Here is a 23,305-nt window from a genome sequence, read left to right on the forward strand (position 1 = left end):
GGAGAACCAGCAAGAGATGACCATGTGCCTCTATCGTTCGCTCGATTATTTGGTATACTGCAGGAATCGGACGTTCCAGTTTCTTCTCAATCCATTCTATGGAACCGATATACACGCTTTTGCTTTCTCGTTCTTCGTGCACAAGAGTCATGTTTCACGATAGTACCCATTTTTCCGGGGGCTCCCGGTTTAGATTGCGTTTGACGATAAATCGACGTTTCGCTCAGACACACCCATTCAAGTTCTCAATCGCATCTTTCCCCGCGGCGATTCACACCAGCAGGGGTACATCGGTAGTGTGGCGGATAAAGCCCAGGCTATGTAAAAGAAACGCGGAGGCTTCTTTTTGCAGATGCATGCTGCCTTACGAATAATCGCTCATTCACTCTGTAGCCTTCCTACGAAGCTAGGCAAAGAATGATGCATAGCCGTCCAACTTTTTAAACGTCAGTGACATGCCTTCCTTCTTCATATGGCTATTGTCAAATGGGGAGACCCCCAGGCCCAGCGGTAGTGAGGACTGTGTTCTCCTCTCGGGAAATGTAGCCTGGTGCATGCAGAGCGCGCAGTAAATCTGCTGGTTTCCAGTAAATTCGTCTGACAGTCGTAGCTGTGAGCAGCGGTCATATCCAGTAGCTGGCGAAGGATGGGAGAGGAGGGGGCATGTATTAGACTGAGGGATTTGGCAAAGAAACGATCCTCACGAAAGTGTTCGATCTAATCGAAGTCACTTTTACCTTGACACAGTAGCCCCAGATAGGGACATAGCACATCCGGGTGTGGGGCACCAGGCAATGAAAGAGAATGAGGCGCTTGGCAATCCGAGTGTCATAAAACAGCGCCCGATGCGCGCCAGACCGGAATGAGCCGTGAGTAGTTCGACCGATTGGTCCACTTAAAAACCGATAGGGTTTATTCGTGCACCTCCCAGCTAAATACCGAAAAAGGAGTTTACTCCCATTTTATTCATTTTACTCCATCAAAGGCTGTTTTTATTAACTTTTCAAGAGTGCATATCACGGATCGGATTCAGGTTAATGCTAAATTGGTAAGAACCATATGACCTGAGCCAAAAACTTGCAAACTAATCTTCTTCAAAAGATAGAGAGTGTGCGGAGGAAATGAAATCTAATCTATTAGTTCACACAATATTAAATACATTCGACATGTTAATACATAATAACGGAATAATTTACATTGAACTATGCTACTGTTTTGGATAACATTATCCCATAAAAGTAAATAAGAGGGTTATATAACGAATTATGTCCTTAATGAAAATTAAATCAAATTCCAATCTATAAGGATCATGCTCAGAGACTTAAATCTTTTTTTCCTATTTTGTTTTATCAGGTGATTATTCTCCATAATCGTCCTGCTTTAATAATCATTAAAGAAAGGAGGATCCCTTAAGATAAATTATAGTTGAAATTATAGGAAGAACAAGTTAATAGCACTACAAGCTCATGTCAAGCCAATAAAAAATGGAGGGATTTAATATGTTTAATGTGAAACAGTTAAAGAAACTAGCTCCTATTTTAGCCTTATCAATGGTAGTATCCATACTTCCAACATCTATTGCTAGCGCCGCAAATAATAATTACGAAAATCAAAAAGTTGTTGATAATATGAAAGCAGCTGATGAAGTTATGGAATCTGTAATAATGCAGAGAAATAAAGAAATAGCCGAGGCTCGGAGAAACACCCCTTTTCAAGCTCTTTTTAAATCACAAAGTAACGTCATCATTGATAAAGGAGACAACGAACTTAAAGCAAAGGGTTTTGAGATTTATGAAGTAAATGAAACTAATCATGAAGAGGTTGAAAAAGTTTTAAATACTAACCTAGATGATCTGTTCAGAGATGAGGCGACGGAAAAGCCAACAACATATACATTATATGTTTATGAAAGCGATACCACACCAATTTCAGTACCATCCAAAGATAGCTCGCTTACAACTAATGTAACCACAGCAGCTACTGATTTAGACTGGCGAAGCCTCTATATTTACGCTGATTATGATCCAATCATGAGCAAACTTGGTACTTATGATGTTTACAAAAAATACTCTGGGTGGCCCTACAATAATAAATTAAATGATATCGTAAGTAAGACATACGGTGTTGTGACATCATTAATACCAAACTATTTATATTTATGGACTGCACTTGGTGCTTTTGGAATCGACTATGATAGCATCGGTTATAGCGCATCTGAAACATATGATATTGAAGTTGGTGCTAATTGGACCAGAAAATACATTCAGGTATATGATGATTTTTACGAAGATTACTTAACTTGTGTTTCCACTGAGTATGTCACTTGGAACTCTTACGATGATATGTGGTACTATAATGCCGATTTGAACCAAATGAAGAGAGCCACTTCAACTAAGCAAGGTACAGTTTATGCTGCACATTGGAACGATTACACATGGTTGCTTGAGAAGGCAGAACATGCTTGGCTTTATAATTATATTGTTTGGGATATTACAGGTGACTATAAATTTAAATACAATGGAGATGTTATTATTAATTTCAATGAGAACTTTTAATAAAGACAGATTACGATTGTTAAATGAAGTGCGAAACCTCGCTGGAAATAAATAATCAAAAAGGAGAGCTGAGGTTTCCTCAGCTCTATTTTACATCTATCACTAACATAATAATTTTTACATTTTTCACATGAACTCACTCTCAGAATATGATTAAAAATTATGCGTTGTGAGACAATACTCGTTGAAAGGTTGGGATGGGATGAAGAGTAAACTAATGATGGGGCTGCTGATTGCTATAATTCTGATCATTTTCCTTATTATTTATCAAAGACCCCGGGATATACAGAAGCTATACTCGGCCGAAATACAGAAAGGTGCAGAAGTGCAAATGATCGAGATAGAAGCCAATCTCCAAATTAGCAGAAGATTATTTACAGAAAATAAAGTTAGTGGAAGTGTAATGATTCAAGGTACTGCATATCAGGTTAGCAATGACTTTTATACGAAATTAATTAGTGTTAACCAAATCACTGAAAAGTTTAAGCAACGACCCTATAGACTGACTGAGATATATTACGATAAGGATAGCAATCAAGTACTTAGGCCAATGTCGATTGATATCAGCAGGGATTTAACGACCATAAACGGTACACTCATTACGAAAGATCATACAGATCCGATGTACTTTAAAAGTACTGATGTAGATTAGTGTCTTGATTCTCCCCAACAAGCATAAGGAATAGCCGATATTGGCACAGCGCAAGCTTATCTGAATGCTGGAGGCGTTCCTTTTTGTCTACGCCTTTATAGATAACGATGGCTGCTGGGTAAGTCCTTGATCAAATAAACTCTTCCCTTGCCATGATATCTGCTTTAAAGGTCACACTTCTGACACCGTTCGCTTTCTTGCCCGCCTAAGATTGTATCTTGATCAGAACTAAAACAATCGTATAGCCGTCCTGTTTTCGGACAATGCGGATCCATGAGGTTCCGATGTTGGTGGGTTGCACTGGAGAATTCCCGAAGAATGGGGTCCAGTAGAAAAGCTCATCCGCGTACTTGCGGGTCCCCCCCTTGCTCATACTTTCGAGTTTTTCCTCAGAATACACGATTAAGTAGTTCGTATAGCCAGATATTTCATAAATGACTTCATCACTGCCGCGTAGTTCAATGGGATGCCCGGGGTGATACTGACTGCGAGTGACCAACCTTCATTCCAAGGTATGAATATCATTTTATCCGTAGGTACGCTTACAGACGTTGGCTTTGCTTCTTCTTTCGTATTCTGTGCGCACCCGACACTAAGCAGTAACAAGCTAAGGACTAAACAAATGAACAATCGTTTTAGTCCGATAACTTTAATTGTTAATATGTAATATGGAACATAATGAATAATATTGAAATAATACATAAAAATACATAATATACCTTAATTATCGCATCCCTGTCTAAAATTAGGCAGTTCTCTGTTTTGCTGTCTGACATTGAGCCTGTCCCCAACTTATTGTATGATGAGTGAGGAGCTTTTTATTTGATGAAAGCTCTAATTTCATTCGCAGAGGTAACCAACACATGAATCTTAAGGATTTGCAATATAGAATGCCGGCGGAGTGGGCGAAGCATGAGCGGACCTTCATCTCCTGGCCGGTGCAGGCCTCGATGGTCTATCCGGACAATTATCCGTCCGTGAGCGCCGGATACGCGGAGATCATCCGCGCTATGGCCGAGTTTGAGCCGGTGACGGTGATCGTCAACCCGGAGGAAGAAGAGCAGGTGGCGAAGCTGAACCTCGGCGACAATGTAACCTTGCTGCCAATCCGTCATAACGACGCCTGGCTGCGCGACAACGGGCCGACCTTCGTTGTGGACAAGGAAGGCAAGCTGGCCGGAGTGAACTGGAAGTTCAACGCCTGGGGCGGCAAATATGTGCCGTTTGACCTCGATGATGCGGTGGCACCGCAGATTCTGGGACACTACGGGGTTAAGCAGCTGGATGCTCCGCTGGTGATGGAAGGCGGCTCGATTCATACCGACGGTGAAGGCACGCTGATTACCACCGAGGAATGTCTGCTGAACGTCAACCGCAACCCGGAGCTGAGCCGCGAACAGATCGAAGGCTACGTGCGCCAGTTTACCGGCACAGAGTCGATCATCTGGCTGAAGCGGGGTCTCAGCGGTGATGAGACCGACGGGCATGTCGACAATATCGCCTGCTTCGCCGCGCCGGGCAAAGTCATTATCCAGGTGTGCGATGACCCGCAGGACGAGAACTATGCCATTACGCAGGAGAACCTGCGCATTCTGGAGGCGGCGGTGGATGCCAAGGGCCGCAAGCTGGAGATTGTGAAGCTGCAGCAGCCGCCTTACAGAGAATATGAGGGCAGCCGTCTGACACTCAGTTACCTGAATTTCTATTTTGTAAACGGGGGCATTATCCTGCCGGTGTTCGGCGGTGCCGCCGAAGAGACGGATAAGCTGGCCGCAGCGAAGCTGGCTGAGCTGTTCCCGGACCGCAGAATCCGTACCGTGAACGGCATGGCCGTGATCGGCGAAGGCGGCAATGTGCATTGCACGACCCAGCAGATGCCTTCGGTTAACTAACCTAACAGCAAGGAGGAACAATCATTGAGAAACGTAAAAGTAGCCGCGACGCAAATGAGCTGCTCCGGCAACATTGATGAGAATATCCGCAAGGCAGAGACACTGGTACGGGAAGCGGCCGCACAGGGCGCACAGATTATTCTGCTGCAGGAGCTGTTCGAGACCCCTTACTTCTGCCAGAAGGAGAAATCCGATTATTACAGCTATGCTACCGAGCTTGAGCAGAACAAGGCCGTGAACCACTTTAAGGAGATCGCCAAGGAACTGCAGGTAGTGCTGCCGATCAGCTTCTATGAGAAAAAGAACTACGCCCGCTACAACTCGCTCGCGGTGATCGACGCCGACGGCACGGTGCTGGGCAAATACCGCAAGAGCCATATTCCGGACGGACCCGGCTATGAAGAGAAATTCTACTTCAATCCCGGAGATACCGGATTCAAGGTATGGAACACCCGCTACGCCAAGATCGGCGTCGGCGTCTGCTGGGACCAGTGGTATCCGGAAGCGGCGCGTGTTATGAGCCTGATGGGCGCTGAGATTCTGTTCTACCCAACCGCGATTGGCTCGGAGCCGCAGGATGGCAGCATTGATTCCAAGGATCACTGGCAGACCTGCATGCTCGGCCATGCCGCGGCGAACCTGATTCCGGTCGTAGCCTCCAACCGGATCGGCGAAGAGAGCGATGAAGAGTCGAGCATCAACTTCTACGGCTCCTCGTTCATCGCCGGACCGCAGGGCAACAAGATTGTCGAAGCGGGACGCGACGAGCAGGCGGTGCTGGTCAGCGAATTCGACCTTGATGCCCTGGAAGTCGGCCGCATCGAGTGGGGCGTCTTCCGCGACCGCAGACCGGAACTGTATCGTCTGATCGCCTCCTATGACGGTGACCTCACGTTCTAATCGTTCTATGCGGTAGAGCCTCTGAAACAAATCAGTAAATAAGCAGTGAAAGGCAGTCTCCAGAGCGGGGGCTGTCTTTTTTTATTGTAAATGTTACAAACCTTCGATAATTATGTTATATAACATGACACAATTGAGGAAATATAATTGTCACTGTCGCTTTAATCTGATAAAATCTCTTTAAGTATTTTATAAAAAGGTAGGGGGATTGGAGAATGGGGAACAGAAAGAAATGGGCTGTGTCAGCTATGTCGGCGATGCTGGTATTGGCACTGGTAGGCTGCGGGTCGAATAATAACAATGCATCCGGCAGCGAAGCGTCCGGTGAGACGATCAAATTCGCGACTGACGCGAGCTACGCACCGATGGAGTACATGGATACCGACAAGGTCAAGGGCTTCGATATTGATTTCATTCAGGCGGTTATGGAAGAAGCGGGTCTGGATTATACGGTGACCAACACCGGCTGGGATACGATGCTTACCAGTGTGCAACAGGGCTCGGAATATGATGCCGGCCTCTCATCTGTTTCAATTACCGACGAGCGTAAGGAAACTTACGATTACTCGATCCCTTATTTTGAATCTACCAATATGATTATGGTCAAGGAAGACAGCGATATTCAGAGCGCGCTTGATTTGAAAGATAAGAAGGTTGCCGTGCAAGGCGCGACGACGGCCGATGAGCTGATGAGCGGCATTATGGGCGTGGACAACGGGAACCTGAAGCGTTTTGACAGCAATGCAGTAGCATTAATGGAGCTGAACGGCGGCGGAGCCGACGCGGTGGTGGCCGACATTGCCATCGTCAACGAATACATCAAGAACAACCCGAAGGAGAAGCTGAAGGGCATTATCGATAAAGAGAATTTCGGTTCTGAATATTACGGCATCCTGTATCCGAAGGGCAGTGAGCTGAAAGCCAAGCTTGACCCGGCCATCAAGGCGGTCATCGAGAACGGAAAGTATGCGGAAATCTACAAAGAGTGGTTCGGCGAGGAGCCGGATACGGCAACCCTGCTGAGTGCGGAGTAAGCAGCACGGATGAACGCCCAAGCATGCGTAATGATAGCTATTGCGCATGCTTCTTTTTTTGAAGAAGAACCAGAGAGAAGAGAAGCAGAAGAGAAGGGAAGAATGGTATGGATTTCAGATTCGACATCATTGTTCATTATTTACCGGTATTGCTTAAAGGAACCTTGTTCACGATTGGCGTATCGATTGCCTCCATCCTGCTGGGATCGATTCTGGGGCTGGGTCTCGGTCTTGGCAAAATGGCGCCGAAAGCCTATTTGCGCTGGCCGTTTCATTCGTATATCAACTTTTTCCGCGGCACTCCGCTCTATGTGCAGATTCTGATCGTCCACTTCGGGCTGATTCCGCCGATTTACGGCAAGACCAATGCGCTGATTACCGCTTTTGTGGCGCTTTCGCTCAATTCTGCCGCATACTCCGCTGAAATCTTCCGCGCCGGCATTCAGTCCATCGACCCGGGTCAACGGGAGGCCGCCTTGTCACTGGGGATGACTAAAGGGCAGGCGATGCGGTTCGTCATTCTGCCGCAGGCCATCAAGCGGATGATTCCGGCCTTCGGCAATGAGTTTATCGTGCTGGTGAAGGATTCCTCGCTGCTGGCGCTGGTCGCCGCCCCGGAGATTATGTACTGGAGCAACACGATGAAAGGGCAGTACCTGCGGATCTGGGAGCCGTATTTGACTGCAGCCGTCATCTATTTCATCCTCACCTACTCGCTCAGCAAGCTGCTTAACTATATTGAACGGAGGGTGTAACCGCATATGGAGCCAATCATTACGGTCCGGAATTTACAGAAGTCGTTCGGCGCCCATAAGGTGCTGACGGATATTAACGTGGACATTCACAGCCGTGAGGTGGTGGTGGTCATAGGGCCTTCGGGCTCGGGCAAGTCCACCTTTCTGCGCTGCCTCAATCTGCTGGAGCAGCCGCAGGAAGGCGAGATTAGGATCGAAGGCATTTCTTTGCTGTCGAAGGACACGAAGATTAACGATATACGCAAGGATGTAGGGATGGTCTTTCAGCAATTCAACCTGTTTCCGCACAAAAAAGTAATCGAGAACATCATGCTCGCCCCTGTTCAGGTCCGCAAGTGGCCGGAGGAGCAGGCGCGCCGCAAAGCACTGGAGCTGCTGCAGAAGGTCGGGCTGAGCGAGAAGGCGGAGGCTTACCCGGCCTCCCTGTCCGGCGGACAGGCCCAGCGGGTGGCGATTGCCCGGGCGCTGGCGATGGAGCCGAAGATCATGCTGTTCGATGAGCCGACCTCGGCCCTTGACCCGGAGATGGTCGGCGAGGTGCTGGCCGTCATGAAGGACCTGGCCCGTGAAGGGATGACCATGGTTGTGGTGACCCACGAGATGGGCTTTGCCCGCGAAGTCGGCGACCGGGTCATCTTCATGGAGCAGGGCCTGATCGTCGAGGAAGGCAAGCCGGAGCAGCTCTTCGGCAGCCCGTCGCATGAGCGGACCCGGGAGTTCCTGTCCAAGGTGCTGTGAGGCGGAGGAAGTTTGGAACTGTAGGAGCGAATAGCGTTCGCCTTTGTCTCCGGATTTCATCCGCTAAGAGCGGGTTGAATTAAGAAATCTGGAGACAACAGCGGCCGGAAGTCCAAACATTCCCCGCAGTTACGAACCAATTCCATGTGAATTTCAGAATGATTCAACATATAGAATATTGCAACTGATTAGAGTATAGTAGATAGAGTAGCTAATGCCGGATGGACGAAACGTAAACGATCCGGGTTCATATAGCCGAATAGCGTCCGAACTGCCTGGTGGCATTGGGACGAATCATGTTGATGCAGAAACGGCTGCCGCCCTGACGGGCGGTGCCGTTTCCTTTCGTTTATTTATCAGTTGGAGGCGCATGGTCAGATGGATTGGTTGAGCAGATTTATCGAGAGCATCAGCGAGAATTACGGGCACTTTTTTTCCTGGGGCGATATTGCGGCCACCTTGTCCGATCCGGTAAGCTGGGGAATTATCGGCAGTCTGGTGCTGCTGGAGGGCTTGCTCTCGGCGGACAATGCGCTGGTTCTGGCCGTGATGGTCAAGCATCTGCCGAAGGAGCAGCAGAAGAAGGCGCTGTTCTACGGCATCCTCGGTGCGTATATCTTCCGGTTTCTGGCGATCGGGCTGGGGACGTATCTGATTAAGTTTACGCTGGTGAAGGTGCTGGGGGCGCTTTATCTTTTCTACATCGCCTACAACGGTTTGTTCAGACGCCATCCCGAAGCGGACTCGCATACGGAGGCCAAGGGCGCTTCCTTCTGGAAAACGGTGCTGATGGTCGAGCTGATGGATATCGCCTTCAGTATTGACAGTGTCATTGCTGCCTTCGGTTTAAGCGACAAGGTCTGGGTGCTGTTCCTCGGGGGCATCCTCGGCGTGCTGATGATGCGCGGGGTGGCGCAGGTCTTCCTCAAGCTAATCGGCAGATTCCCCGAGCTGGAGCAGGCCGCCTTTATCCTGATTGCGCTTATTGCGGGCAAAATGCTGGCCGGTGCTTTCGGCTACGAGCTGCCGCACGCCATCTTCTTTACGGTGCTGATTGCCGTATTCGCCGGAACGATGCTGTACAGCTCGGCGAAGCGCAAGAAAGAAGCGGACAGACAAGCCTGACCGTTCATGTTTTTGTTTGCGGGCCGCCCCTTTGGGGCGGCTTTTCGTTTATTGGAAACGCAGGGGTCCAGAAACGGGTGAACAACTTTTTGTGAAAATCCGCGTCATAATATAAATAGAGAACTGTAGAGAAACGTAAGTTTGAATAGGAGCGCGTCTGTTAGGTACGCCGAAACCGGTTACGGTCCCTTCCCGCCGGGTTGTATGGTTCAGCGTTACGGCAGTCCGCAAATTACAGGAGGAGAAACATGTCCATGCAGGTAAGTGAGCTCAATCTGGAAGATGAACAGAGAGCGGCCGGCAATGCCAAGCTGTGGCTGGAGAGAAGCCTGCAGTCGGGCGGATCGGCACTTAAAGACTGGATGGAGGAGACTGTTAAGCCGGAGGCATCTGCGCAAGGGGCGGAGGTGCTCCTCGGACCGTTTGAGCATATTTCCGGTGAATTGCCGGAGCAGTGGGCTGAATTGCCCGAGTTGACGCTCAAGCTGCGCGCGGAATGCGGCATGCTGAGCCAAAGCCAGCATATCGGGCTGATGGGCCGGATTCTGCGCCGCAATCCGCTGAAGCACTATGTGAATGCCTACCATAGGGTGCGCTGCAGCATCGACGACACTGTGACTCAACTGCGTGAAGAACGCGAGAAGCTGGAGACGGGCGCTGTGGGAATCCGCCGGCTGAATGAGACCGTGCGCGAGGAGATCGGGCGTCTGGAGGCCGGAATCACCTTCGGCCGCAACCTGCTGCAAATCTGTGAGAACGAGCTGGCCAGACCCGATAGTCCGCTGCACAAGGATGCTTTGGAGCATGAGTACGGCAAGACTGCGGCGCGGATTCAGGCGCTGGAGGAGCAAGCGGCCCTGCTCCGGCGGGTAAACGCTGCTGCGGAGCAAATCGAAGCAGACGGAGAAAGGCTGCTTGATTCGGTTAACAACGTAATTGACAAAACCTCCGGCCTCGTCACCTTGTCCGCAATGATCGCCATGTCCCTGGCCGACCGGGAGCATGGTCATTGGGTACCTGAGGACGCAAGCGGTGCGGTCATAGAGAACGCACGGCTGCTGGCGGGGGCGCCCGAGCGGGCGGAGGCGCTGCTAGCCAAGCCTGCCGCCTCGCTGGAGGCGGCTAACCAGGCCATCAGCGAGCTGCTGGCGGCTATCGATGCCGCAGGCCGGTCTTGCTTCCAAATCCTCACCGACCGCCGGAACAGCAAAGAAGAGATCGCCGGAATCTGCAGGGAGCTGGGCAGGCTGGGCTGAACCGGGTCATATCTGCAGCCTCTCTCTCATATATGTGGTCATAACAACTGACGGCATATCGGGAGGCGGGGGAGCGCGGGATGATTGTCGGATGCCTGATCGCAGCGCTGATTATTGCCGCCAGCCTTGGCAGGGCTGAAGATCTTGCCGGGCTGGCTGAGCGGTCCAGCTGTGAAGAAGAACGGGTGCGTTCTAAGGTGCCCGTGGAGAGGGAATAGCCCATAAATTGACGATACTCTGTGGTTCAAGCAATTAGCGGCGGTTTATTGGGTATAATAACCGGAATATACAAGGTTTATTATTCCTATAACAATCGCTGGGCATGAGGAGCGAAAGACGGAGGTCATATGGAGAACGAGGCACTGCTGCAGGTAGAGAAATTAGCGCTAAAGAAACAGAAGATTTACCGGCAAAGCATCTTCCGTTATATTGCCAGAGCTATGCTGGCCAGCATGTTTATCGGCTTCGGGGTTATAGTGGCGTTCAAGACGGGCAATTTCTTCTATATGGAGCAGTCGCCGCTGACCTACCCGATGGCGGCCATTACTTTCGGCGCGGCGATTATCCTGATCTCCTATGGCGGGGGCGATCTTTTTACAGGGGATACTTTCTATTATTCCTATGCGGCCTTGCGGAAGAAGCTGCGGTGGCTTGAAGTGGTCAAAATGTGGGGTGTCAGCTACATCGGCAACATTCTCGGAGCATCGGCGTTTGCGCTGCTGATCTTCCTGACGGGTCTGTTCTATGACTCCAGCGTCAACGGGTTTCTGCTTAATGTAGTGGCCCACAAGATGGAGGCTCCCGCCATGGAGCTGTTCTTCCGGGCGATTCTCTGTAACTGGCTCGTATGTCTGGCCTTTTTCGTACCCATGTCCATGAAAGGCGACGGCGCTAAAATGTTCGCCATGATGCTGTTCGTCTTCTGCTTTTTTATCTCCGGCTATGAGCACAGTATCGCCAATATGTGTACCTTTGCCATCGCGCTGGTGCTGGATCATCCCGGTACGATCTCGTGGGGCGGGGTGGTGCACAATCTGGTGCCGGTGACCCTCGGCAATCTGATCGGCGGAGGCGTGCTAATGGGCGTCATGTATTACTATGTCAACAAGCCGTTCCTCGATGACGGGGAGCATTGATCGTGTGTGCTCGGCCTGCGGCGGGCATGCCCGGAGCCGGGCCTACAGCTCTGCACCGCTTCCTCACGGAAGCGGTGTATTTTTCGTTTAGGGTTAGTGGATTTCCGCCACTTCAATCGTCCCCTTGTCCTGGTTAGCTGTAGTCTAGTTCGACAATCGCCACTTAATTGTTGGAGAAGTGATGACGGGAGCGTATTTTCGTCAAAATAGATGGCGGAAATCCATCTAAAGTCGAAGTATGGTACAGTGTGTGCGCAAATAAGCGGCGAAAATCCAACTGGCACCTTGGTTGCATTGAGGTCAGCTGACCGCTGTATAACTTAACGCTGCATATAACGTGTGAGCAGAAAGTGGAGATATACTTTACTGTAATTAAAAATTGCCTTTGCGCGTGAAGGCTTTAGTCTGGCCTGGTCAGGAGACAGGCCCCTCAGCACATGCTCCAGTACAGCGGGGCGGCCTCGCGCAGCGTCCCTTCCAGGGCGCCGCCTTCCTTGCGCCAGTATTCAATGCCGCCGAGCATCTCCTTCACTGTATAGCCCCGGGCAGCTAGTCTGGCTGCCGCTTTAGTGGCGCCGTTGCAGGCGGGCCCCCAGCAGTACAGCACCAGCACCGTGCCAGGCGCAAGCGCCTCCGGAAGGGTGGCGCTAAGCCGGCCCCCGGGCAGCGAGACTGCTCCGGGCAGATGCGCTTCTTCATAGGCGCGGGCATCGCGTACGTCGACAAGCAGGAAACCTGATAATCCTGCCTGCAGATCATAGGCGACATCGGCTACGTCGGTTTCATAAGCGCCTTTGGCTGCGAAATAGGCCGCCGCAGCGGCGGGTGCGGCAGCGGGCGTTGACAGAACTTGTGATTTGGGCTGGCTTTTCATCGATACTCCTCCTTGGACGGGTGGGAATGGATTCGGGTTGGTATCAGTATAAAACACCGGTATAATTATAGTTATCTATAGTTATTCATAATAAATATCGAAATTTTTGATATTACGGGAGAGCGGATATGGAGTTGACCTACTTGAAAACCTTCTGCGAAGTCGTCGCCAGCGGGAGTTATACGCGGGCGGCGGAGCGGCTGGGGTACTCCCAGTCCAGTGTCACGGCGCAGATATCCAGGCTGGAGGAGATGTACGGGGCGGTTCTGCTGGAGCGGTCGGGGCGGGGAATGAGCGTCACCTTTGCCGGGAAGAACCTGCTGCCGTATGCCCGGCAGATGCTGGCGCTCAGCGAGGAGGCGAAGGCGGTAGTGTCCGGGGGTGAGCAGGGCATCCTGAATATCGGCTCGATCGAGACGCTGGCTGCCTATTATCTCCCTCACCGGCTGCACCGCTACAGGCAGCGTTATCCGCAGATGCAGCTGAAGGTAACCCCCGGTTCCGAAACCCGGATTATAGCGGCGGTAAAGAGCAAGGACGCCGATTTCGGGCTGATCTTTGATAGCCCGTACACCGATGAGGAGCTGGAAGTCATTCAGCTGCGGGAGGAGCCGCTGCTGGTCATACTTCACCCGGAGCATCCTCTGGCTCAGATGCCGGATATTACGCCATCGCTTCTGGCGGGCGAAGCACTTGTACTGACGGAAGAGAGTTGCACTTACAGGCAATTGCTGCTGCAGGAACTGAAGCGCCATGGCATCGCTCCCAGAATTGATATGGAATTCGGCAATCTGGAGGGTATTAAGCAGGCGGTGAAGCATCGGTGGGGCGCTGCATTCTTGCCCAGGTATGCTGTAGAGGAGGAGCTGGCAAGCGGCAGTCTTACCGGCATACCGTTCGCCAGCGGGAGGGAGAATTTCTATATCCAGCTCATTTACCGCAAGGAACGCAAGCTGACCCGTGCGCTCAGTGCATTCATCGCTGAGATGCTGGAGCCGTAGCCGGCAAAGCACCTGAGTAGCCGGGCCTTAGGGGCGCCGGTTGGTCAGGTGCTAAGCAGGGCTACGGGATAGGTTCTACAACAAAGACTCCTTGTCCGGTCCGGACAAGGAGTCTTTGCGTGGTGTGGCGGCTACCATTTGGAGCCGCCGGAATTGCGGCCGGACTTGCCTCCGCCGCCCCAGGAGGACCCGCCGGAGGAGCGCCCGCCGCCGCCCCAGGACGATCCGCCGGAGGAGCGTCCACCCCCGCCAGGCCGGCCGCCCCCGCCGAAGCCCCCGCCGCCGAAGCCGCCGGGGCCGCCGCCGGAATTGCGCCGGCGCGCGGCTTCGCGCCGCTGCTGCTCGCGCAGCATCGCCAGCTGCGCCTGGCGTTCCGCCTCCTCCTTCTGGCGGATCAGCCGGGCGGCTTCATCCGCGAAGGCGGCGATCTGCGCACTGTAGGAGCGCCCGATGCTCTCCAGCTCATCCAGGCTGTAGGGAGGGGCAGCCAGCCGCTGCTCGAGCTGGGCGTGCTCCGGCAGTGCGGCCGGCTCGAAGCGGCCGGCGGACAGGCCGCGGCTCCTCAGCAGCTGCTGGGCCGAATACGCCTGTTCCTGCCCGGCGGTGAACAGGTGCTTCACCCGCTGTAGGCGCTCCTCCAGCCCGTCCAGCGCCTCGGCGGTCTCTGCGAATTGCCGCGAAGCGTCCTCCTGCAGCGTCAGCAGCCGGTCGAGCCCGCTGCGCGCCTTCTCGTATTCGCCCCGCTCGTCGCTGCTCCAGGCCTCCAGCTGCGGCACTTCAGCCGCGCCCTGCCGCAGCGCGGTCTCCGCTGCTTCAAGCTTCGCCTGCAGCGGGCTTAAATGCGCTGCCGCGAAGCGCCCCCTCGCCGCGTCTATCCGGCCCTGCAGCCCGGACCGGCGCTCCTGCAGCGCGCCCCAGGCTCCGCGCACCGCCTCCAGATCCCGCCGGTTGCTCTGGCGGATCTGGGCCTGGCGCTCGGCCAGCGCTACGGCTTCGGCCAGCAGCGTATCCGTCTGTGCGGCGATGCCGCGCACTTCATCCATGTCGCCGCTGCGCAGCGGCGCCTGCAGGCCGCCAGCCGCCGCCCGGGCCTGCTCCAGCAGCGCATACGGGTCGGCCTTCATATTGTGCAGGGAATTCTGCTCAATAATGCCGGCGATCCGGCTGCGGGCGGCCTCAAGTGTGCCGGGGAACGCAGCCAGCTTGTCGGCATACGGCTCAACATCGCGCAGATCCTGCTCAATCCGCTCCTGCAGCGCCTGTGCCCCGGCGGTAACCTCCTGCGCGGCAATGGGGTCGAACAGCTCGAGCTGATCCGCTTTGGCCGTCTCTGCGGCGAGTTCCTGCAGATCCTCGGCAATGTCCTGCAGCTCATAGCCGGTCTCTTTAACTGCAGCCTGCAAGCCGCTGTCCAGTTCAGGAGCATCCTGCTTCAGCTCGGTGATCCGCTGCTTCACGTTGCGGTCAGCTTCACTGATAACGGCGATTTGCCGTTCCTCCTCTTCTATCCGCGAGCGGTGCCCGCTTTCGGTCTGCTCAAGCTCTGCTATGGCTGTCTTCAGTGCACCGAGCTGGTAGAACTGCGGCCGCACGGCCTGGCCCTGCAGCGCCGAAATCTCTACCAGCTGTGCCGACAGCCGGCCGGAAATCTGCTCGACCCGCTTCCCGGTCTCGCCCTGTACAATGCCCTGGAACGGCTGCAGCGATTCCAGCGCCCGGTTCACACGTACCAGCAGGTCGCCCAACTGCTCCTGCTTGGCGTCAAGCTCCTTGCGCCGGCGCAGGCCGGTGATTGCAATGAACAGCACTCCGCCGAGTATCAGGACGCCTGCTCCTATCCCGAGCATCGGCAGCGCGGAGCCGCCCCTTGAGCTGCTCCCGTTGGCAGTTCCGGTGCTTGTGCCCGGGCTGCTTTGGTTTCCGCTGCCAAACGTCTGCAGCTTCTCCATAAGCGAAGAGATGCCTCCGGCGAAGTCTCCTTCCCGGGCATAAGGAATGAAATACGTATCGAGCAGCCGGGTAATGGCGTCGCTTCCCGCGGTTCCGCCGTTGGCCCGCGCCCAGGCATTAATTCCGGACTGAAGTAGCGAATTGTTGTCGACATTCAGCTCCACCGAGCTGTCGCCGGCCGAGATAAGCAGGAGTACATCCCGCCCGCCGAGGTTCCAGGCTTCGGCGGCATCACCGGCATAATCTGCGGGGGACCTCCCGTTCAGACTGTCGACGGTGAGAACATGAACGGTGTAATGTTCGCCGGAGGCTGCGGCTTCGAGAGCCGTCCTTTCCTGGCGGGTGAGCATCCCTGCAGTGTCGGTTATTAAGCCTTGCCGGGCGGGAATGTCTGCGGCATAGGCTGCCGGGATCCATAAGAGACTGAGCAACAGAAACAGGCTGAAATATTTTCTCAAAGCGGCACGCTCCAATCTTGGGAAATGGCCCGAAAGATCCGGATCAGCCGGATCAGGATTTAGTTATACTATACCATTAAACCTTACGGTATCCGAAAATGCAGCTTTCGTATGCATCTCAAGAAACAAAAAGCCGCGTTCCTCTTTGAGGAGCACGGCTTCATTATGGAGCGGTATGACTGTATTTTGGTTAGCGCGTTTGCAGGCAGAGAATGTATTGCAGTCGCGATTTAATTTCTTTTTGCCATTTCAGATCTCCAACTTTTACAGCGAGATTGAGCAGATCCAGATAATCGTCAACCTGCAGCGCGGTACGGGTAGTGGCAGGGTTCATGGTTGTTCATTCTCCTTTATCTCAATAATGATAATCATTATCAGTTGTTATCGTTATTGTTATTATCCACATTTTACTGGCAAAAAGCAAGATATAATTAAAGGTTCTTACTTTTTTTCTTCCCGCATCTAGCCGGATAGTTCTACATTTTGCCGCAATTACCGGGAGGATAAGCAGGAACCTTACCATATTTTGTCGAATAAACCTGTAAAATAAGCTCAAGTCCGATTTTTCACAGCACCATAAGTATAAATCGGGTCCCCGCAAAGTACCGGAAAGGTCAGGCGACAGCCACACTTTGCAGGGTGCTTTGCAGAGAAAAAGGAGAATTACGATGCAGCGGTGTAAACTTTTGCTTCTGATCGGCGTTATTTGTACGCTTGCATTTCCTGCCGCCGCTTATGCTGAAAGACAGGAGATTGACTACCAGGCAGAGCTGGACTATCCGCCTTATAAATATATGCAGAACGGATATCTGACGGGGTTTGACATTGATCTGACGAGCCTGATCTTTGAGAAACAGGACTATAGCATCCAGTACAGCACCGGTGACTGGGAGAATACGTACGACCGTCTGCTGAAAGGTGAAATCGACACAGCCGGTCTGATGGTGGTTACCGAGGAGCGCAAACGCGAAGTCCTCTTCTCCAAGCCGGTATTCAAGGATTACATCTCGGTCTATTCCCGGCAGGCGCTTAAAGAGGAAGTCAAGCTGCACACCCTGAAGGATTACACCATCGGCGTCGGCAAAGGCCAATATACGGAAAGTGTGCTCCGGAACAAAGCCGGAATCACACAATACATAGAGTATGCTACGGTGCCGGAGGCGCTGAGAGCCCTGCAGCTGGGCGAGATCGATCTGCTGTTCGAGAATCAGGGTGTGGTCGATCACCTGATTGTGGAGCAGGGGCTCACCGGTACGATTGTCCGCAAGATGGGCAATCTATTCCCGGAAAATGCGGCATTCGGCATCAGTAAATCATCGCCGGAGCTGGTTACATATATTAATGCCCGGCTGAACCGGCTTCAGCGGTCGGGAGCTTTTGAGGAGCTGTATCAGAAATATTTCTTCACGCATTCCGATTACTACTCGTCGATGAGGCGCAACAGAATCATGTACGGGGCCGGAATCGTTCTCTGTCTGGCGGTATTCGGCATCGTTTCGGCGCGGATGTATATCCGGCGCCTGCGCCGGGTCATTCATGCGGAGCAGGAGTTCTTCGTGGATGTCATCGGGCATACCGGAATGATTGTCTGGGCGGTAACGGGAGACATGCGGGTTATCCGCTTCAACCGTTATGCCGAGACTGTCACCGGGCTGAAGGAGAAAGAGGTGCTCGGCCGCAGCCTCGACGATTTGCCGGAGCTTGAGGGCAGCGCCGCTGCGCTCAGGGATTTGCTGAAGCGGGCCATTTATCAGGACTATACCGCCAATGTGGAGCTGAGGCTTCCGGAGCAGGCCCCGGGAGCACGGTATTTCTCCTTCCGCACGACCCTTATCAAAGGGATGGACTCCCGGGCTGAAGATATTTATGTGCTGCTGGGAACGGATATCGATGAACGCAAGCAGAATGAGCTGAAGCTGCAGCAGAGCTATGAGGAACTGGAAGCCACCTATGAAGAGCTGTCTGCGGCGGAGGTTGAGCTGCAGGATCAGCTGGCCAAGTTGGAAATCAGCGAGCGGCGCTTCCGGCTGGCTTCCGAAGGCTCCGGGGCATATATGTGGGAGCTGGACTGGGAAACCGGCTTGTATAAGCTCTCCGACCGCTGGTATGAAGTGATGGGGTATACGGAAGAGGAGATCAACTCTTTTGAAGGCGGTGTGCTCAGCATCATTCATCCGGACGATCAGGAGCAGGCTAGTATTGCAAGAAGGGAACATCTGGCCGGCCTGGTTCCGATTTACGAGACCGAATACCGCATGCGCACCAAGGATCACCGCTACATATGGTTTGAAGTCAGAGGCAAGGCCACCGTGAATTCCAGGACCAAGGCCACCCTGTTTCTGGGCTCGCTGATTGATATCAGTACGCGCAAGCAGGCCGAGGTCAAGCTGAATAACAGCTATCAGGAACTGGAGGCCACCTACGAGCAATTAACGGCGACACAGCAGGAGCTTGTGGAGCAGTACGAAATGCTGCTGGAGAGCCAGAAGAATATGCACCGCCTGGCCTATATGGATTCTCTGAGTAACCTCCCGAACCGGATCTGTCTGCTGGAAGCTATGGAGCAGTATTTCCGGAAGCCGGGCGCCAAAGCGGCGCTGCTGTTCGTCGACACCGACAACTTCAAGTATATTAACGACACGCTCGGACATAAATCAGGCGATATCCTGATCCGCAAGGCCAGTGAGCGGCTGCAGTCGCTGGTCGGCGAGGGAGCGATGCTGTCCCGCCTGGGCGGGGACGAATTTGTTGTCTTCGTTAAGGACGCCCATAACCGCAAGGATGTGCTGAGCCTTGCCGATAACATTATGCGGGCGTTCCGCAAGTCCTTCCTGATCGGGGAGAGCTATCTGTATGTGTCGGTCAGCATCGGCATTTCCTTCTATCCCGAAGACGGCGAGACGACAGAGGAAATGCTGAAGAATGCCGACGTGGCGATGTACCGGGCCAAAGAAGAGGGCAAGAGCACTTATATCGTATACGACAAATCGATGCACGCCCCTTTTAACGAACGGATGAACATTGAAAAGCATTTACGCAGCGCGATGAACAACAATGAATTCGAGCTGCATTACCAGCCGCAGGTGGATATGTCCACCGGCCTGATCTCCGGATTCGAAGCGCTGATCCGCTGGAACAGTCCGGTGCTGGGTTTTGTGTCACCGTTGTCCTTCATTAAGATCGCAGAGGATTCGCGGCTGATTATCTATATCGGGGAATGGGTGCTGCGGGAATCGGTCAGCTTTATGAAGAGCATTCATGACCTTACCGGTATCCCTTATAAAATATCGGTGAACATTTCTATCATTCAGCTGCTGCAGGAGGACTTCGTAGATATGGTGCTGGACAGCCTTGAGGAGAGCGGGCTTGCACCGAATTGTCTTGAACTGGAGATAACGGAGTCCATCTTCATGGAGTCCTTCGAGACCACGGCGATCAAGCTGGAGTTTCTCAGGTCCCGGGGAATCCGCATCGCGCTGGATGATTTCGGCACCGGCTATTCCTCGCTTAGTTATTTACAGCAGCTGCCGATTTCCACGCTCAAGATGGACAAGATTTTTATCGACTCGCTGGAGGACAAGGAGTTCAGCCAATCGTTCATTCAGACGATTATTCTGCTCGGCCACAAAATCGGGCTGGACGTCGTAGCCGAAGGGGTGGAGAGTGCCGATCAGTGGGCTTTCCTCAAGGAGGCGGGCTGCGATAAGGTGCAGGGTTATTTCGTCAGCCGCCCGGTGCCGCAGCGTGAGGTGACCGGGCTGCTGGAAGCCCGCACACGCTACGGGCTATCCGGGGATTTCGAAGCTTAAGGCGATATTCATTCCAAATAACAGCAAGCGGGCCCGGGAACTTGAAGTTCTCCGGGCCCGCTTGCTGTTATTTGCTGAGCAATGATAAAGCTACAGAATGACGATTTTATTCTTCCCGGTCTTCTTGGCTTCATACAGGGCATCGTCGGCCCGCTGAAACGTGGAGCTCTTGGAATCGGCTCCGTCATAATTATGCATCCCTATGCTTACCGTGACGGAACGGCCGTCCATTTCGGCTACGGGAGCCTGAGCGATGCCTTCAAGTACCCGCTGCATCATCTCCCGGGATTCCTTCAGTGTCTTGGCGGTCAGGATGACTACAAACTCCTCTCCGCCATAGCGCGCGGCGAAATCATCGGTGCCGATCTGCTTCAGAAGAACGGCAGCCACCTGCTTAAGGACGATATCTCCTACCCAGTGCCCGTAACGGTCGTTGACCTGCTTGAAATTGTCGATATCGAGCACCGCCAGCTGCATGGGAAACGGATTGCCCTGCTGATGCTCGATCAGCCAGCCGAGATATTCGTGAAAGGTCTTATGATTATACAAATCGGTCAGCGGGTCGATTTTGGACAGGCGGTCCATAATAATATTCTGTATCCTCAGTTCCTGCTCGGCTTTGACCGAGCTGGCCAGCGACTGCATGAGATCCCGTCCCCGGGCGATGATGCCGAAGCCCGCCAATGCCGTGCCGGCAAAGATAACAGCAGTGATGATATGTTCAATGCGCAGCGCATAGTCATAGCGCGAGGTATTTATGAACAAAAGGATAAGGTAAAGCAGACAAACCAGGGATGAGGCCGTCATGTAGGATTTATTCACATAAATCATGGCGACCAGCAGCGGAAGCAGCATAATCAGCGGCTTCACATGATAATCCCCGCTGAGATTTCCGATCATTAAGAAGGCGTACACATGGCTGGCGACAATAATAGCAAATTCCGCATGCTGCGGTAAATACTTGTGAATAAGCTCCAGAGCCAGAATCAGCAAACCGATCAGCGAGTCCGGTATCAGGACATGGTAGATGAAGTACCGGCTTCCGGAGAACTGGGCGAGCTGTCCCCACATGGAGAGGGAGACGAACAGCTGGCTTGCCAGATAAACCAGCAGAACGGTCCAGAAGGCATTGAGCAGCACGCGGTTCCAATAGGTTTGGCGGGGAGTCAACGGTGGTGGGTGCATGAGCTTTCCTCTTTTCAGAGTGGCGATAGATCTTTGTATGTCCTAATATATTCGACAATGGGTCTTTATTCCCTGCTAGAGCGAGCCTTTGGGTTAATGTTCGTGTTTTGGTGATGAAAATAATCAAAAATTGGCGAAAAGATATCCTTTTTCTCTAAAATACGAATTATTAATAACGATTTTATTGACATATTCGTCAACCTTCGATATTATTCTTATTGGCTCAATCAAACAGATGAAACTGTTCGTATATCCTCAAAGATAAGGTTTGGGGGTTTCTACAGGGAACCGTAAATTCCTGGCTACGGATAGGGTGCATTTTGCATACCTATGAAGCAGCCGGGATTTTTTTGTGTCGTGTCGAGACCAGGTATAAATACTTATCCATAAACAGGCCCCCGCCTTGTGGGGTTACCTAACGGGAGGAACAGAGAAGCTATGAGCAAATATGATGTGATTGTCGTTGGTGCCGGGCCGGCCGGAATCTTCGCCTGCTATGAACTGAGCCGCAAAGCACCGGAACTGAAGGTGCTGCTGGTGGACAAGGGTCATGGTATCTACCGCCGCAGCTGCCCGATTCTGGAAGAAAAAATCAAACTATGCCCGCCCGCATCCGGGCGCAAGGAATTTGCCGGCTGTCTGCCCGCCTGCTCCATTACCGCCGGCTTCGGCGGCGCCGGGGCCTACAGTGATGGCAAATTTAATATAACTACGGAATTCGGCGGCTGGTTGAACGATTATCTGGCTCCTTCCAAGGTGCTGGAGCTGATTGAATACGTCGACTCCATCAACCTGGAGCACGGAGCAACACCGGTCATCACCGATCCGACCACGGGCCGTATCCGCGATATTGAGCAGCGCGGATATGCTGCCGGGCTGAAGCTGCTGCGGGCGCAAGTGCGCCATCTCGGCACGGAGCAGAACCTGGAGATTCTCAAATCGATATATGAACACCTGCGGACCCGCATCGACATGCTGTTCAAGAGTGAGGTTGCCGATATCATCACCGTCAAAGAGGACGGCAAGCACCGGATTACAGGAATTACGCTGAAGAACGGGGACAGCCATGAGGCGGAAATGGTGATGATCGCTCCGGGGCGTGACGGTTCGGCGTGGCTGACCGAGGTGCTGAAGAAGCGGCGCCTCAAAATGTACAACAACCAGGTGGATGTCGGCGTAAGAGTCGAGACCTCGGATGTCGTCATGCGTGAAATCAACGAGCATCTTTATGAAGGCAAGTTCATCTTCAATACATCTGTCGGCACCAGAGTGCGTACCTTCTGCAGCAATCCTTCGGGACATGTCGTCGTCGAGAACCACAGCGGCATTATGGCGGCCAACGGCCATTCCTATAAAGACCCTGCGCTCGGGTCGAAGAACACCAACTTTGCGCTTCTGGTCTCGCATACGTTCACCGAGCCGTTCGACAAGCCCAATGAATACGCCCGTGAGATCTGCAAACGGGCCAACGACTTGTCCAGCGGCGGCGTCATTGTGCAGAAGTACGGCGATATTCTGCGCGGCAGACGCTCCACGGAGACGCGGATCAAGGAAGGCTTCCTGGAGCCGACACTGAAAGAGGCGGTCCCCGGAGATCTGGGTCTTGTCCTGCCTTATATCACCATGAAGAGTCTGATCGAGATGGTGGAAGCGCTGGAGAAGGTGACACCGGGCATTGCCTCTGAGCACACGCTTTTCTACGGTGTAGAAGCGAAATTCTATTCCGCCCGTCCGAAGCTGGCCGAGACGCTGGAGACGGAAATTTCCGGCCTGTACTGCGGCGGGGACGGCGCAGGCATTACCCGCGGGCTGGCCCAGGCGGGAGCGGCCGGGGTCTGGGTTGCGCGTAAGATGGCCGAGCGTGTGGCCGGCCAGGTTGCTGTACACTAAGAGCTGCCGGGAATAAATATGACAAGAGAACTGTCAAAGTGCCAAATTTGGTGCGGACAGTTCTTTTTTTCGTCATTTTTTGCGCAGGATATCAT

At 52.8% G+C, this 23,305-nt stretch carries 18 protein-coding genes and 1 riboswitch; of the genes, 14 read left to right on the forward strand and 4 right to left on the reverse strand.

Annotated features, from left to right (window positions below; genetic code table 11):
• The first annotated feature begins 1,499 nt into the window (after window positions 1–1,499).
• The 11 genes from F1381_RS14720 to F1381_RS14765 all read left to right on the forward strand — a co-directional run bounded on the left by F1381_RS14720 (window position 1,500) and on the right by F1381_RS14765 (window position 12,043).
• Window positions 1,500–2,555 (forward strand): hypothetical protein, encoded by a 1,056-nt coding sequence (locus F1381_RS14720; protein ID WP_151735607.1) that lies wholly within the window; start codon window positions 1,500–1,502, stop codon window positions 2,553–2,555.
• A gap of 202 nt (window positions 2,556–2,757) precedes the next feature.
• On the forward strand, window positions 2,758–3,207 hold the full coding sequence (locus tag F1381_RS14725) for a hypothetical protein (protein WP_187355363.1): 450 nt from the start codon (window positions 2,758–2,760) through the stop codon (window positions 3,205–3,207).
• Window positions 3,208–4,070: 863 nt separating this feature from the next.
• The gene (locus F1381_RS14730) at window positions 4,071–5,099 is read left to right on the forward strand and encodes an agmatine deiminase family protein (RefSeq protein WP_151735609.1); all 1,029 of its coding nucleotides are present in this window, start codon (window positions 4,071–4,073) and stop codon (window positions 5,097–5,099) included.
• A 24-nt stretch (window positions 5,100–5,123) separates the two neighbouring features.
• Complete coding sequence (gene aguB / locus F1381_RS14735; RefSeq protein WP_151735610.1) at window positions 5,124–5,999, forward strand: N-carbamoylputrescine amidase; 876 nt, start codon at window positions 5,124–5,126, stop codon at window positions 5,997–5,999.
• A 215-nt stretch (window positions 6,000–6,214) separates the two neighbouring features.
• Window positions 6,215–7,033 (forward strand): basic amino acid ABC transporter substrate-binding protein, encoded by an 819-nt coding sequence (locus F1381_RS14740; protein ID WP_151735611.1) that lies wholly within the window; start codon window positions 6,215–6,217, stop codon window positions 7,031–7,033.
• 107 nt (window positions 7,034–7,140) lie between these two features.
• Complete coding sequence (locus F1381_RS14745) at window positions 7,141–7,788, forward strand: amino acid ABC transporter permease (protein WP_151735612.1); 648 nt, start codon at window positions 7,141–7,143, stop codon at window positions 7,786–7,788.
• A gap of 15 nt (window positions 7,789–7,803) precedes the next feature.
• A complete protein-coding gene (locus F1381_RS14750; protein WP_151735778.1) occupies window positions 7,804–8,526 on the forward strand; it encodes an amino acid ABC transporter ATP-binding protein in 723 nt (240 codons plus the stop codon).
• A gap of 378 nt (window positions 8,527–8,904) precedes the next feature.
• Window positions 8,905–9,651 carry a TerC family protein gene (locus tag F1381_RS14755; protein ID WP_151735613.1) on the forward strand — a complete coding sequence of 249 codons (747 nt, stop codon included), beginning with the start codon at window positions 8,905–8,907 and terminating at the stop codon, window positions 9,649–9,651.
• A gap of 248 nt (window positions 9,652–9,899) precedes the next feature.
• A complete protein-coding gene (locus tag F1381_RS14760; RefSeq protein WP_151735614.1) occupies window positions 9,900–10,907 on the forward strand; it encodes a toxic anion resistance protein in 1,008 nt (335 codons plus the stop codon).
• Between the two features lie 80 nt (window positions 10,908–10,987).
• Window positions 10,988–11,125, forward strand: a complete 138-nt coding sequence (locus F1381_RS28315; protein ID WP_187355364.1) for a hypothetical protein — start codon at window positions 10,988–10,990, stop codon at window positions 11,123–11,125.
• Window positions 11,126–11,254: 129 nt separating this feature from the next.
• Window positions 11,255–12,043 carry a formate/nitrite transporter family protein gene (locus tag F1381_RS14765; protein ID WP_151735615.1) on the forward strand — a complete coding sequence of 263 codons (789 nt, stop codon included), beginning with the start codon at window positions 11,255–11,257 and terminating at the stop codon, window positions 12,041–12,043.
• Window positions 12,044–12,473: 430 nt separating this feature from the next.
• Here F1381_RS14765 and F1381_RS14770 read toward each other — a convergent pair whose 3' ends face one another.
• Window positions 12,474–12,917: a rhodanese-like domain-containing protein gene (locus F1381_RS14770; RefSeq protein WP_151735616.1), complete on the reverse strand. Its 444-nt coding sequence runs from the start codon at window positions 12,915–12,917 to the stop codon at window positions 12,474–12,476.
• Between the two features lie 128 nt (window positions 12,918–13,045).
• Here F1381_RS14770 and F1381_RS14775 point away from each other — a divergent pair, with 128 nt between their 5' ends.
• Window positions 13,046–13,918 carry a LysR family transcriptional regulator gene (locus F1381_RS14775; RefSeq protein ID WP_151735617.1) on the forward strand — a complete coding sequence of 291 codons (873 nt, stop codon included), beginning with the start codon at window positions 13,046–13,048 and terminating at the stop codon, window positions 13,916–13,918.
• A gap of 131 nt (window positions 13,919–14,049) precedes the next feature.
• Here F1381_RS14775 and F1381_RS14780 read toward each other — a convergent pair whose 3' ends face one another.
• Window positions 14,050–16,326, reverse strand: coding sequence for a TPM domain-containing protein (locus F1381_RS14780; protein WP_151735618.1), 2,277 nt, complete (start codon window positions 16,324–16,326; stop codon window positions 14,050–14,052).
• A 190-nt stretch (window positions 16,327–16,516) separates the two neighbouring features.
• On the reverse strand, window positions 16,517–16,660 hold the full coding sequence (locus tag F1381_RS28320) for a hypothetical protein (protein WP_187355365.1): 144 nt from the start codon (window positions 16,658–16,660) through the stop codon (window positions 16,517–16,519).
• Between the two features lie 334 nt (window positions 16,661–16,994).
• Between F1381_RS28320 and F1381_RS14785 the strand changes: the two genes are divergently transcribed.
• Complete coding sequence (locus F1381_RS14785; RefSeq protein WP_151735619.1) at window positions 16,995–20,135, forward strand: EAL domain-containing protein; 3,141 nt, start codon at window positions 16,995–16,997, stop codon at window positions 20,133–20,135.
• A gap of 90 nt (window positions 20,136–20,225) precedes the next feature.
• On the opposite strand, the gene F1381_RS14790 is transcribed toward F1381_RS14785, so the two are convergent.
• Window positions 20,226–21,320: a GGDEF domain-containing protein gene (locus F1381_RS14790; protein WP_151735620.1), complete on the reverse strand. Its 1,095-nt coding sequence runs from the start codon at window positions 21,318–21,320 to the stop codon at window positions 20,226–20,228.
• 225 nt (window positions 21,321–21,545) lie between these two features.
• Window positions 21,546–21,645: riboswitch (purine riboswitch) on the forward strand.
• Window positions 21,646–21,758: 113 nt separating this feature from the next.
• On the opposite strand from F1381_RS14790, the gene F1381_RS14795 reads away from it, so the two are divergent.
• The gene (locus F1381_RS14795; protein ID WP_151735621.1) at window positions 21,759–23,210 is read left to right on the forward strand and encodes an NAD(P)/FAD-dependent oxidoreductase; all 1,452 of its coding nucleotides are present in this window, start codon (window positions 21,759–21,761) and stop codon (window positions 23,208–23,210) included.
• Window positions 23,211–23,305: the final 95 nt, after the last annotated feature.

The sequence above is a fragment of the Paenibacillus tengchongensis genome (assembly GCF_008973665.1).
In the GTDB taxonomy this organism is placed as follows: Bacteria; Bacillota; Bacilli; order Paenibacillales; family Paenibacillaceae; genus Paenibacillus_AQ; species Paenibacillus_AQ tengchongensis.

Bases quoted from the DNA above. Each gene is read 5' to 3' on its own strand.
- F1381_RS14790 (WP_151735620.1), bottom strand. From the start codon at position 21,320: ATGCACCCACCACCGTTGACTCCCCGCCAAACCTATTGGAACCGCGTG.
- F1381_RS28320 (WP_187355365.1), bottom strand. From the start codon at position 16,660: ATGAACCCTGCCACTACCCGTACCGCGCTGCAGGTTGACGATTATCTG.
- F1381_RS14725 (WP_187355363.1), top strand. From the start codon at position 2,758: ATGAAGAGTAAACTAATGATGGGGCTGCTGATTGCTATAATTCTGATC.
- F1381_RS14760 (WP_151735614.1), top strand. From the start codon at position 9,900: ATGTCCATGCAGGTAAGTGAGCTCAATCTGGAAGATGAACAGAGAGCG.
- F1381_RS28315 (WP_187355364.1), top strand. From the start codon at position 10,988: ATGATTGTCGGATGCCTGATCGCAGCGCTGATTATTGCCGCCAGCCTT.
- F1381_RS14775 (WP_151735617.1), top strand. From the start codon at position 13,046: ATGGAGTTGACCTACTTGAAAACCTTCTGCGAAGTCGTCGCCAGCGGG.
- F1381_RS14740 (WP_151735611.1), top strand. From the start codon at position 6,215: ATGGGGAACAGAAAGAAATGGGCTGTGTCAGCTATGTCGGCGATGCTG.
- F1381_RS14770 (WP_151735616.1), bottom strand. From the start codon at position 12,917: ATGAAAAGCCAGCCCAAATCACAAGTTCTGTCAACGCCCGCTGCCGCA.
- F1381_RS14785 (WP_151735619.1), top strand. From the start codon at position 16,995: ATGCAGCGGTGTAAACTTTTGCTTCTGATCGGCGTTATTTGTACGCTT.
- F1381_RS14755 (WP_151735613.1), top strand. From the start codon at position 8,905: ATGGATTGGTTGAGCAGATTTATCGAGAGCATCAGCGAGAATTACGGG.
- F1381_RS14765 (WP_151735615.1), top strand. From the start codon at position 11,255: ATGGAGAACGAGGCACTGCTGCAGGTAGAGAAATTAGCGCTAAAGAAA.
- F1381_RS14720 (WP_151735607.1), top strand. From the start codon at position 1,500: ATGTTTAATGTGAAACAGTTAAAGAAACTAGCTCCTATTTTAGCCTTA.
- F1381_RS14730 (WP_151735609.1), top strand. From the start codon at position 4,071: ATGAATCTTAAGGATTTGCAATATAGAATGCCGGCGGAGTGGGCGAAG.
- F1381_RS14795 (WP_151735621.1), top strand. From the start codon at position 21,759: ATGAGCAAATATGATGTGATTGTCGTTGGTGCCGGGCCGGCCGGAATC.
- F1381_RS14745 (WP_151735612.1), top strand. From the start codon at position 7,141: ATGGATTTCAGATTCGACATCATTGTTCATTATTTACCGGTATTGCTT.